11 protein-coding genes are annotated in these 12,331 nt (G+C 45.0%); 8 read left to right on the forward strand and 3 right to left on the reverse strand.

Annotation, left to right across the window (positions count from 1 at the left end):
• Positions 1 to 171: 171 nt before the first annotated feature.
• Both MHI14_RS07390 and MHI14_RS07395 read left to right on the forward strand, forming a co-directional pair.
• Complete coding sequence (locus MHI14_RS07390) at positions 172 to 342, forward strand: hypothetical protein (protein WP_341130093.1); 171 nt, start codon at positions 172 to 174, stop codon at positions 340 to 342.
• A gap of 165 nt (positions 343 to 507) precedes the next feature.
• Positions 508 to 1,326: a purine-nucleoside phosphorylase gene (locus MHI14_RS07395; RefSeq protein WP_289390113.1), complete on the forward strand. Its 819-nt coding sequence runs from the start codon at positions 508 to 510 to the stop codon at positions 1,324 to 1,326.
• Between the two features lie 118 nt (positions 1,327 to 1,444).
• On the opposite strand, the gene MHI14_RS07400 is transcribed toward MHI14_RS07395, so the two are convergent.
• The gene (locus MHI14_RS07400; RefSeq protein ID WP_124115715.1) at positions 1,445 to 2,521 is read right to left on the reverse strand and encodes a LacI family DNA-binding transcriptional regulator; all 1,077 of its coding nucleotides are present in this window, start codon (positions 2,519 to 2,521) and stop codon (positions 1,445 to 1,447) included.
• 540 nt (positions 2,522 to 3,061) lie between these two features.
• Between MHI14_RS07400 and MHI14_RS07405 the strand changes: the two genes are divergently transcribed.
• The 6 genes from MHI14_RS07405 (at position 3,062) to MHI14_RS07430 (ending at position 9,601) form a co-directional block, all read left to right on the forward strand.
• Positions 3,062 to 3,922 carry an ABC transporter permease gene (locus tag MHI14_RS07405; protein ID WP_223200008.1) on the forward strand — a complete coding sequence of 287 codons (861 nt, stop codon included), beginning with the start codon at positions 3,062 to 3,064 and terminating at the stop codon, positions 3,920 to 3,922.
• A gap of 16 nt (positions 3,923 to 3,938) precedes the next feature.
• Complete coding sequence (locus tag MHI14_RS07410; RefSeq protein WP_036617174.1) at positions 3,939 to 4,820, forward strand: carbohydrate ABC transporter permease; 882 nt, start codon at positions 3,939 to 3,941, stop codon at positions 4,818 to 4,820.
• Positions 4,821 to 4,875: 55 nt separating this feature from the next.
• Entirely contained in the window at positions 4,876 to 6,483 is a 1,608-nt protein-coding gene (locus MHI14_RS07415; protein ID WP_339310377.1) for an ABC transporter substrate-binding protein, read from the forward strand.
• Between the two features lie 25 nt (positions 6,484 to 6,508).
• Complete coding sequence (locus tag MHI14_RS07420) at positions 6,509 to 7,981, forward strand: glycoside hydrolase family 32 protein (RefSeq protein ID WP_341130094.1); 1,473 nt, start codon at positions 6,509 to 6,511, stop codon at positions 7,979 to 7,981.
• Positions 7,982 to 8,009: 28 nt separating this feature from the next.
• Positions 8,010 to 8,909, forward strand: coding sequence for an ROK family protein (locus tag MHI14_RS07425; RefSeq protein ID WP_339310373.1), 900 nt, complete (start codon positions 8,010 to 8,012; stop codon positions 8,907 to 8,909).
• Positions 8,910 to 9,157: 248 nt separating this feature from the next.
• Entirely contained in the window at positions 9,158 to 9,601 is a 444-nt protein-coding gene (locus tag MHI14_RS07430) for a GNAT family N-acetyltransferase (protein WP_341130095.1), read from the forward strand.
• 245 nt (positions 9,602 to 9,846) lie between these two features.
• On the opposite strand, the gene MHI14_RS07435 is transcribed toward MHI14_RS07430, so the two are convergent.
• Together MHI14_RS07435 and MHI14_RS07440 are read right to left on the reverse strand one after the other, a co-directional pair.
• Positions 9,847 to 11,097 carry an MFS transporter gene (locus tag MHI14_RS07435; RefSeq protein ID WP_091027879.1) on the reverse strand — a complete coding sequence of 417 codons (1,251 nt, stop codon included), beginning with the start codon at positions 11,095 to 11,097 and terminating at the stop codon, positions 9,847 to 9,849.
• A gap of 56 nt (positions 11,098 to 11,153) precedes the next feature.
• Positions 11,154 to 11,993, reverse strand: a complete 840-nt coding sequence (locus tag MHI14_RS07440; RefSeq protein ID WP_176872525.1) for an ArsR/SmtB family transcription factor — start codon at positions 11,991 to 11,993, stop codon at positions 11,154 to 11,156.
• Positions 11,994 to 12,331 lie beyond the last annotated feature (338 nt).

Genomic DNA, 12,331 nt, shown 5'->3' on the forward strand with positions numbered 1-12,331 from the left:
ACAATGTGGCCGATTTTTTGCTGTAGTCAATATAGATTATACAGTACGTCTATCTCGTGCATGATTGAGGCGTTGATTGGTGTGGATGATAAAAATATGGTATTAAATGGAATTTTGTGATAGGCTTGAAGAAATGGCGAACCAAATTCTTTCCTGAAAAGAGATGAGAAGATGGATTACATCCGAAACTATTTAATTACTTTTGCCGGAAATTTTGCATTTAGTTATTATATCTTTGAAGAAGGTACTTTTGCCAAACCGCTGATGTTTGCTACATTCATGTTGTTGCTGATCATGACAATCGATTACTTGAAAAGTAGAAACAAATATTCATTGGATTAGGGTATGTCCATGTTTTTAAACGATTCTGGAGCATAGGGTCGTTTTTTTATTGTATATAGAACAGCTTCCATTTACATCAAGACCATTGTTCATTACACTTGATGAGTAGCACCTCATTACCTCAGTTTTTGTTAACTCAATTCAGATCATCAGGAGGATATCATTATGCATCAATCCGCACATATTCAGGAAGCAAGAGATTACATATTAAACCGAATCCATACCAAACCAGCCGTAGGCATGATTCTGGGTTCGGGACTGGGAGCGCTCGCGGACGAGATTGAAAATGCGACCGTTATCCCGTATACAGATATTCCGTATTTCGCGCAATCGGAGGCTATCGGTCATGCCAATGAATTGGTTATTGGTGAACTGATGGGCAAAACGGTTGTAGCGATGAAAGGCCGTCTTCATTATTATGAAGGTTTTACATTGGACGAAGTGACTTTCCCCGTTCGGATCATGAAAGCACTGGGTGTCGAGCAATTGCTTATCACCAATGCCTGCGGAGCCATAAACACAAGCTTTGAGCCGGGTCAACTGATGCTCATTACAGATCATATTAACCTGGTAGCCAATAATCCGTTGATGGGGCCGAATAACGCCGAACTGGGGGTTCGTTTCCCAGACGTATCACAGGTATACAACCGCGAACTGCGCAGTATTGCCCTTAAGGTTGCAGAAGAGCAGAATGTTGGCTTGCAGCAAGGTGTCTATGCATGGTGGAGTGGCCCGGCATATGAGACACCAGCGGAGATTCGCATGATTCGTACGATGGGTGCGGATGCAGTGGGGATGTCCACGGTACCTGAAGCCATTGTTGCCATTCATGGCGGTATGAAGGTACTAGGCATTTCCTGTCTGACCAACATGGCCTGTGGTATTCTGGATCAGCCATTAAGTCATGATGAAGTTATTGAAGTGGCTGCGCAAGTGAAAACAACCTTTATTGGTTTGGTAAAAGGCATCTTGAAAGAGATCTAATCGCGAGATGATTTCTATCTAGGCCGCGATGGATAGGATAGAGCTTTCATCCAACCAAATCGAAACCACAAAAAACCGTATGCTTCACGAGTTGTTACTCGTGAGACATACGGTTATTTTATTTTGCAGAACTATGAACCATCTGAGAATGATCGGCCATGATTGCTGGTGTGGACTCCCTGATGATGGGTTTGGTCACAATGTGTGAGACCTGATACGGCTGTGTTGGGCTATTAATCCGGGATAACAGCATCTCCGCAGTCTTAATGCCCATCTCATTGCTATAAATATGAACCGTTGTTAATGCAGGCTCAATAATTCGAGATTGGGGTGCATTATCGAATCCGCATATCGCAATATCCTGTGGAACAGCGACATTTCTATCTTTTAACGCCCTGATCAGATCAACTGCTATAAAGTCATTAGCGCATACGTAAGCGGAAGGTAGGGATGCCAGCTCTGCCACTCGCTGGTTCAACCACCCTGGCTTGGAGAAACACAGGCGATCATTATCTAGGATGCAATGGGACAGGTCGACTTGCAACCCCGCTTCCAGCATAGCACGGTGATATCCAACCCATCGTTCATTAAAGCTCTTGCAGTGATTGTAATCTCCGACGAATCCAATACTTGTGTAGCCGCTCTCAATTAATTTTGTGGTTAACTGATAGATGCTATGTTCATTCTCCATGAGTAGCAAATCTGCTTGGAATTCGGGATAACATATGTTGGAAGCGCAATCGATAAAGATGGTGGGAATGCCCAGATCGGTAATCAGCTTTGTATATTCCAGATCAAATAATTCAATGCAAATAATGCCGTCTACTTTGGCTATATCAAAATTGTTGGGAAGTGTAAGTGTATCTTGATCGTCTTCACGCACGATATGGATCGAGAGATTGTATCCCTCCGCACTGATTCTTTTCTCCAAACCGCTGATTAACAATGAACCAAAGTGAGATGTATTAGGCAGGTTTTCAGTTAACAGGGCGATATTGCCCGGAGGCTTGGTTAGAACATGCTCATTGTCCATATAGGCAAACTGTTTATATTTAAGTTCAATTGCTTTTTTAATTACACGATTTCGGGTCTCATCCGGGATGTTTCCGCTATCATTTAATGCTTTGGAAGCCGTATTCCTGGAGATCCCCAAAGCATCAGCGATGTCTTGTATCGTGACTTTTTCCTTTGCCATCTAATGCTTCACCTCTAATCATCAATAGTCATCCATATTCTTCTCTAAGTCAAATGTATAATAGAACGGGACAAATAGCAATCTCTGTTTTACAAATGCACAATTGTGTTTACATTTAGATGAGCGAATTCTATTTTCATAATTGTTCCAGAAGTTTCGTTAATTAGTGTAACAATGATGATCTATTACAGTAATAGTATAGAAATATCTATGCTGGTATTAACGATTCAGTGCTATATATATGCAAATTTAATCCTCTTTAGTTACATTGATGCAAAGATAAAATGATCAAATGCACAAATGTTTTTTTACAAAACGTATTGACTAAATCCGTTGAAACCTGATAAATTGTAAATTATTAAATAGGCAATTGTAAATATTGAAAGCCCTTACTGAAAACAATTGTCAACTTTTAGAATGAACGGGGGTATCGTGTTGGATAACATAGCTGACAGCAAAAAGGGCGAGGGAAGGGTACTGAAAGTGAGGACGACAAGCAGTCATAGGTTGCAGCAGCTCAAAAAAAATTACTTTTTATATATGTTGCTTGCACCAGCCTTAATTTTGACTCTTATCTTCAAGTACATTCCGATGTACGGAGCCATCATTGCGTTTAAGGATTTCAGTCCGATCAAAGGTATCATGGGTAGTGATTGGGTAGGACTGAAGCATTTCGAGAAATTTATAGCTTCACCCAATTTCGATATCATTTTAATGAATACGCTTAAACTCAGCTTTTTGGGATTGATATTCAGTTTCCCGGTGCCCATTTTACTGGCACTCATGCTGAATCAGGTACGCAAAGCTGGCATCAAGAAAAATATTCAATTGTTTCTGTACGCACCCAATTTCATCTCGGTTGTTGTGGTTGTGGGTATGCTGTTCATCTTCCTCTCACCGACAGGGCCAATTAATCAATTAGCCACATGGATTACAGGTCAGCCGATCATGTTCATGTCTGAACCGGAATATTTCCGCTGGATCTACATTTTGTCCGATATCTGGACCGGAGCCGGCTGGGCTTCCATCATATACGTTGCGGCTTTGGCCAATGTTGATCCGGAGCTTCATAATGCGGCTAATCTGGATGGAGCCAATCTCCTTCAGCGTATTCGCCACATTGACCTTCCAACGATTCGTCCGATTATGGCCATCGTCTTTATCCTTGCAGCTGGCGGGATTATGTCCATTGGATTTGAGAAGGCCTATCTGATGCAGACGTCCATGAACCTGCCGTCCTCCGAGATTATTGCCACATATGTCTACAAGGTGGGGTTACAGTCTGGAGATTACGCTTATTCTGCGGCAGTTGGATTGTTCAACTCGGTGATCAATGTGATTTTGCTGGTGACGGTGAATCTGATTGTGAAGAAATTGAATGAAGGCGAAGGCCTCTATTAGGAAAGGAGTATTATCCATGGTTGTTAAACACACGGGAATGGATCGATTGATCCTCACACTCAATGCCATCTTTCTCACTTGTGCTGTACTGGTTGTGGTTGTTCCCCTGATTTATATTGTTATCGCCTCATTCATGGACCCCACGGTGCTACTGAATCGTGGACTGTCCTTTAATGTATCGGACTGGAGTCTGGACGGTTATCAGATGATTTTGTCCAATCCAGCCATGATTCGGGGGTTTGCAAATGCGGTACTGTACTCGGTTTCCTTTGCGCTGATCACCGTGACCGTATCCATATTTGCAGGTTATGCATTGTCGGATGATAGGCTCGCGGGACGTGGATTTTTCATGATTATCTTTATCATTACAATGTTCTTCGGCGGGGGATTGATCCCTACCTATCTACTCATACGTAATCTCGGCATGCTCGATACGGTGTGGGCAATCATCATCCCTGGAGCCGTTAACGTCTGGAACATCATTCTCTCCAGAACCTTTTTCAAAGGAGTCCCTCGAGAACTGAAAGAAGCTGCAAACGTGGATGGCGCCTCTGAGATGAAGATTTTCTTCCAGATCGTCATTCCGTTGTCGAAACCGATCATTTTTGTACTTGCACTTTATGCGTTCGTTGGGCAATGGAATTCCTATTTTGATGCAATGATCTATCTCGATAATCCGAACCTGCATCCGTTACAGCTCGTTCTGCGTTCCATTCTGATTCAGAATCAGGCTGCACCGGGCATGATCAGTGATCAGCTTGCGATGGCAGAACTGAAACGGCTCTCCGAGATGATTAAATACTCAGCGATTGTCATTTCGAGTCTGCCACTCATCATCATGTACCCGTTCTTCCAGAAGTATTTCGAAAAAGGTGTCATGGTCGGTTCCCTCAAATAGTGAACAGCCTGCGATACAGTAAGTTGATCCAATCCAACTCATGGAGGTCATTATTATGAAAAAAGTGAACAAGTCCAGAAAAGCCGTTACAACGGCATCCATTTCCATGTTATCTGCAATGCTCTTTCTAACCGCCTGTGGCGGGGGTGGAGGCGGCGCGGCTAGTGAGGCGCAATCCCCTGATGGCAAGGTGACATTGAATTTTATAACACAGAGCTCTCCGCTGGCTCCCGCTGATCCAAACGACAAGCTGATTAACAAGCGACTCGAAGAGAAAACCAATGTGCATATCAACTGGAAGAACTATACGAGTGATGTGTTTGCAGAAAAAAGAAATCTGGCGGTGGCCAGCGGTGATTTGCCGGATGCCATTTTTGATGCAGGTTACGGGGACTATGATCTCCTGAAACTGGCGAAGGACGGGGCAATCATTCCACTTGAGGACATGATTGAACAATATATGCCCAATCTGCAAAAGGTGCTGGAGGAAGCTCCCGAATACAAGAGCATGATCACGGCTCCAGACGGACATATCTATTCATTCCCATGGATTGAAGAACTCGGAAGTGGCAAACAACGGATTCAGGCAGTGGATAACTTGCCCTGGATTAATGTGGAATGGTTGAACAAGCTTGGACTGAAGATGCCAACAACAACCGAAGAACTGAAAGAAGTATTGATCGCCTTCAAAACCCAAGATCCTAACGGCAACGGTAAGGCAGACGAAATTCCGTTATCTTTCATTAACAAACCGGGCGGAGAAGATCTGACATTTCTCTTTGCGGCATTTGGACTCGGAGAGAACTGGGATCATACCGTGGTAACCAATGATGGGAAAGTGGTCTTCACGGCAGCTGATGAAGGTTACAAGGAAGCGGTTAAATACATTCATGAGTTGGTTCAGGAAGGTCTCGTGGATGTTGAATCGTACCAGCAGGATTGGAACACGTATCTTGCGAAAGGCAAGGACAACAAGTACGGCATGTACTTCACTTGGGATAAGGCTAACATTACAGGCATGAATGATACGTATGATGTTCTGCCTCCGGTTGCCGGCCCTAACGGAGAGGTCAATGTTACAAGAACAAACGGAATAGGGCTTGATCGTGGTCGCATGGTCATTACCAGCAGCAATAAAAACCTGGAATCCACAGCGAAGTGGGTAGACCAATTGTACGATCCGCTCCAATCCGTGCAGAACAACTGGGGTACCTATGGAGATGAGAGTCAGCAAAATATTTTTGAATTCGATGAAGCCAAAGGGATGCTGAAGCATCTTCCGCTGGAAGGCTCTGCACCTGTGGAGCTCAGACAAAAAACCAGTATCGCAGGACCATTGGCCATTCTCGACAGTTATTATGACAAATACACAACCAAACCGGAAGATGCGGCTTGGCGGATGGAACTTCTTGACAAGGTTATGGTTCCGCATATGAAAGCGGAGAACGTATATCCAAGTGTGTTCTTCTCCATTGATGAACTGGATCGATTGTCCACGATCGAGACCGATCTCTTCGCCTACGTGTTACGTCTGCGTACAGAATGGTATCAGAACGGGAAAATAGATCAGGAATGGGATGCTTACTTGAAAGAGCTGGATCGCCTTGGATTGCAAGAATGGCTACAGATTAAACAAGCGGGATATGACCGTAATAACAAATAAAGAAAAGTACGGAGGAGAAACCATAATGTCGACAATTCTTAAACAAGATTACAGAAATGAATACCACTTTTCACCGAAAGAGAAGTGGATGAACGACCCAAACGGCATGGTGTTTTTCAATGGGGAGTATCACTTGTTTTACCAGTATCATCCATTTGGTACTACATGGGGGCCGATGCATTGGGGTCACGCGGTAACCCGAGATCTCGTCACTTGGGAGGAACTTCCTGTAGCTCTGGCACCGGATGAACATGGCATGATTTTCTCCGGCAGTGCGGTGGTGGACTGGAACAATACTTCTGGATTTTTCGAAGATGAGCCGGGGTTGGTAGCCATTTTTACACATCATCTGGAAGTACCAAATGATCATCCTGTTCAGCGTCAGAGTCTGGCGTATAGCAAAGACAACGGCAGAACCTGGACTAAATACGAGGGCAATCCGGTATTAAAGCATGAGTCCTTTGTTGATTTCCGTGACCCCAAAGTGTTCTGGCATGAGCAGACCAAGGAATGGATTATGATTATCGCTTGTGGTCAAACGGTATGTCTGTACCGATCTCCCAATCTGAAGGATTGGACGCTAGGAAGTGAATTTGGCGAAGGGATCGGTTCACACGATGGCGTGTGGGAATGCCCGGACTTGTTCCCGCTTGCAGTGGATGGAGATTCAGGGCAGGTGAAATGGGTGATGCTCGTTAGCATCGGTGCAGATCCTGCTTTTAAAGAAGGATCCAGAACACAATATTTTACCGGAGATTTTGATGGAAGAACATTTGTCCCAGATGAGGCATCCCATACGATTCGCTGGATTGATCATGGCCGGGATAACTATGCGGGAGTTAGTTGGTCTGACATTCCGGCTGAAGATGGCAGACGCCTGTTTATGGGGTGGATGAGCAACTGGATGTATGCCAATCAGACGCCAACCAATGATTATCGTGGAGCAATGACCATTGCACGGGAGCTGTCTCTGGAGACAAGAGCCGGAGAAGTAATACTGATTCAACGTCCTGCACGTGAACTTAAGCAAGCCCGTACGCCATTATTGTCCCTACAGGATGCTTCGATTCAGCAAGTGAGTGAGCAGTTGAACGCTTTGCAACTAGTGAACTATGAGATCCATGCAGAGTGGACTCCAAATCAGTCGTTCCATTTTGCCTTAAGAAGCGGAGCTGACAACGAAACTCTCGTTGGCGTAGACGCCAACCGAGGGGAAGTGTATATCGATCGTAGTGGATCGGGTATCGGCGATTTTCATGAACATTTCCTGAGCCGTCATACAGCTGAGTTAAAGGCACCGAGTGCGAATCAAAGTTTGCGTATCTTTGTAGATCATTCATCTGTGGAGGTATTTGCAAATGATGGTCAGGCGGTTATTACGGATCTGATCTATCCGGATGTGGATTCCAAGGGCATCTCTGCTCATGCCGAAAATACTGATCTGGTCTTCTCTTCACTTCATATCTATGAGATATCACCAACCAAGGCTAAAGGTTAATTGTAATGAAGGAAAGGAGTCCAGAACGATGCGTATTGGAGCCATAGAAGCGGGTGGAACAAAGTTTGTATGTGGTGTAGGTAATGAGCATGGACAGATTGAAGATCGGATCAGCTTTCCAACAGAACATCCGGAGACCACTCTTGCCAAGGTGATCGACTATTTCAGGGATAAAGATGTGGAAGCAATGGGGGTTGGCTCCTTTGGTCCGATTGATCTGCAACCGGATAGTCCCACCTATGGTTATATTACGACCACACCTAAGCCTGGGTGGGGAAACTGTAATGTGATTGGAACCTTGAAGCATGAATTTCCGGTTCCTTTTGGATGGGATACGGATGTGAATGCTGCCGCGCTCGGTGAAGTGACGTGGGGAGCGGCGCAAGGGCTGGACAACTGTGTATATTACACGATTGGTACAGGCGTTGGTGTTGGACTTGTGGCAGGGGGCCAACGAGTCCATGGATTGTTACATCCCGAGGGTGGACATATTCGCACAAGACGCCATCCAGACGATCACTTTGCCGGATTATGCCCGTATCATGGCGATTGTCTGGAGGGTATGGCTGCAGGACCAGCCATTGAAGCCCGTTGGCAGATCCCTGGCAGTGAATTGCCGGCAGATCATCCGGCGTGGGAGATCGAATCCTTTTACATTGCGGAGTCGATTACAACGGCCATCCTGCTTCATTCGCCGCAGAAAATTATCTTGGGCGGTGGTGTGATGCAGCAAGATCATCTGTTTCCTATGATCCGGGAGCAGGTTGTACGGAATCTGAATGGTTATGTGAATGCTGCCCCAATCACGCAACATATCGACCAATATATTGTCCAGCCTGGATTGGGCCAGCATGCAGGTCTGTGTGGTGCGCTCGCATTGGGTCTGGAAGCATTGCAGCATGCAGCACAAGCGTCACATGCTTCGTAGTTTTCTTAAATAATCTTCATCCCAGAAGGGACGGTTGCGGATTCGCTTATTTGTATAAGCAAGACTGCACCGTCCTTTTTGGGCTTTTTTATTTTTTGCGGAGATAAATAGTTTGGAAAATATATTACGTTCTAAAATCCGCTGTTGCTCATGTGAGCTGCCAAAGGTATGATTTTTAGTGTCCTATCCCTATCGTGGGATAAGACATTCAAAAACTAACGTGTCTCCACTGGAAAGGAATTCAACAAATGAACCCAATAACAATGCGTCAAGCTGTACAGGCAGACCAAGAGCAACTCGCTGATTTGCGAGCGTTGGTACTCTACGATGATCTAACCAGACTGGGAAGGTACGATGATGTGAAAGTACGTGAACGTTTCCGGAATACATTCAATCCTGTCCAGACACAGATTATTGAAGTGGAGGGTTCAATGGTAGGTTGTGTAGCGTTGAAGCCCAAGTCTGAGGCATATCTATTGGAACATTTCTACATACATCCCGATTATCAGGGCCAGAGAATAGGAACTCAGATATTGAACATGCTGCTGGAACAGGATGAAGTTCAGGGGAAAAGGGTTATTTTAAATGTTTTGCAGGGAAGTCCTGCTCGGCGATTGTATGAACGATTTGGATTTATATTGGACAGTGAAGATGAGGTCGATGTATTTATGTCGGTCCAATTGAAGGAATAGTATGATCGCGATATGTAATCAAGTTCACTTCATATTTACACGATAATGGAGAGTATAGAAAAAAATCTTAAGAAGCGAAGAGTTGGCTTTTATCTCACAATTACCACCTATGTCGGGATACCAGTCCCGCATGTTTGGGAAGTGGGGGACAGATGTGGTATCATGGCATGTTTGAGGTAAACTGCTATCGTTGTCACACGTCAAAAGCGTCGTTCCAATAAAAAGGGACGGCGCTTTTAGTGTTGTTAACTGCTTGTAATACGAACTTTATTGGATGGCTTATGTAGTAGAGTATCGAGATCGCCATTCAAATTTTTCAGGTTCGGGAGAAATAAAGCAGCTATCGAACAGATGAAAGGAAGAAGACCTAAAGACAGAAATAGGAAGGGAAGGCCATAGACTTCTGCAACCGCTGCACCTGCAAAAGCACCTACGGGCTGTAATCCTCCACCAATCAGGAATCGGATCGAATTAACCCGGCCTTGTAGACAACTGGGCACAAGCGTACCATGTAACGAAGAGCTTAGAGAACCGAAGAAAGGTCCGGCTGCTCCTGCAGCACATAAGGCAATAAGTGCAAATGGGTAACTCGGAAATAGTCCCAATAAAGCGTTGAAAAGCCCAATCACAGCTAAGCTGCACAGCATGACCGTGCGTCTTCTCTTGATTTCACCCATCCACGAGATAATAGTTAGTCCTGCTAGTGTGCCAAATGCCGAAGCCGTGGTCAGAGTGCCCATGGCGGCGGCATCCCGGTGCAGCACTTCGCGGACAAAAGGAATCATCATGGTCCAGATGGCTACAGAGGACATATTGCTGATCGAAACCATTACCATAATCGATAGCATGGCTGGGAATCGCCGATAAAAAGTGAAGCCCTCTCCAATATCTTGGATATAAGCTTTAAGAGAAAAAGATGTTTGTGCTACTGGTTTCTGCATTGTGGGCAGATAGAGCAGTGCCGTGATGGCTGCAATGTAGCAAATAGCGTTGATGCCTAATGTTGGTAACGCTCCAGCTGCAGCCGTTAGAGCTCCGGCAAAGGCTGGTCCCAGCAAAGCAGCGGCATTTCGACAACCATCAATCACTGCGAATGCCCGCAGCAGTTTGTGTTTGCCAGCTACGCCCGGTACAACAGCCATGGCCGTTGGCATGAAGAGGGCGGAGCAGGCCCCGCTGAGTGCTGCGGCGAGAAATAGGTGCCAAAGTTGTAATTGGCCCGCGATACCCATACTTAGCGGCAACAAAAGAGCCAACAGTCGTACTGTAGCCAGTCCGGCCATGAACCGTCCACGATGCAGTCGGTCGGACAGCGGTGATCCAAGTAGCCGGAAGGCTACCTCGGGAATGCTGAAACTTAGTGCCATAGCACCCATGGCTAACTTAGAGGCAGTTAATTCATAAACAAGCCATTCCATGGCCAAAAGACCAAACACATCACCGAGAGAGCTAAGAGTAACAGTAGCCAATAAACCGTAATAACTTCGCTTCAGCATTAAGGTTCCTCCGTATGATAGAATAGTGCAATTTGTGGAGATGGAGATGCTTGAACTCAACCTTCAATGTAAGCTCCAATCTGCCGTGGAAGGTTGTTTAGAGCTTCCAAGCGCAGGCTATATTCGGTGTTTTTGTAATCATAATGCACGATAATCAGCCCGGCTGCTCGCAAGGCTATTAGATGGTAATGCACCGTGCTCTTGGACAGTCCAACCTCACGGACAATTTCAGTGAAGGTCATCTGTTTACCAGCCAGTAGTCTTAAGATGAACAGTCTGGTTTCATCGGACAGTGCCCGGGTTAGACGCAGTAACCCAGGGTCTGGTCGTCCCGGTTCTGTTGGAAGAATATCGCAAGAATAATTAGTGAAGATCATCTCGTCAAAGATCACTGAGGTGACAAATGGACGTGCATGATATTGAGGGATGAGGATTATTTTTTTTAGCGTATGGTTGGGATATATCCTCATGCCCTGTGTAGCTTGTTCATAGACTTCTTGGTCATTCGTCCCGTTCAGACTGGAACGTCTCGATTCAGCTTCCAAAAAGAGTCCCTCAATAATTGCCGGATCGATGTGCCCAAAATACTGAGTATCCCATTCTCGTAGCACTTCGGATGTCCGATTGCGCAATTCGGGCAGATTGGAGGGGACAGATAACTTAAAGCGAGCGGCGATGTCATACAATTGTCCTGAGGACAACTCTTCAAGCCAATTCAAAAAGCCATTCACCGAACGTTCCCCTGAACAGCTCCATATATATGGCGCAAGGCTGAAATTGTCTGTGGCTTTCATCGTATCTCGCATTTGTTGAAGTTTGGCTGGTGAGAATCGATCCTGTACATCACGAACCCATCGTTTCCCGGCATCCAGGTTAGTATGATTTTGTTTACTCATAAAAGCGCTCAGGGTGCTTACACATTCATAAATTGGCGCAAAATCAACTTCTACTGTGTAGTTCATAAGAGTTTAGTTCCTTTCTGGATTAGTTCTATATTTATAAAACAAGTAATTAATTTTATATTATACGAACTTATTTGTTGTTTCAACATAAATTTTCCATGTTCGTACCAAACATCCTGATTCCACAAAAAATGTTTCACCAGAAGGAAAGCGAAAAACGTACCACTTATACAAGAGGATTTTTGTCTACACCGATGATGTGAAAATGCGTGAGTGTAAACGAAAACCCATACGAAATAAAGGTATAGACCCATTCATTTAATTCTTGAATG

This window comes from Paenibacillus sp. FSL K6-2393, assembly GCF_038002545.1.
Taxonomy (GTDB): domain Bacteria; phylum Bacillota; class Bacilli; order Paenibacillales; family Paenibacillaceae; genus Paenibacillus.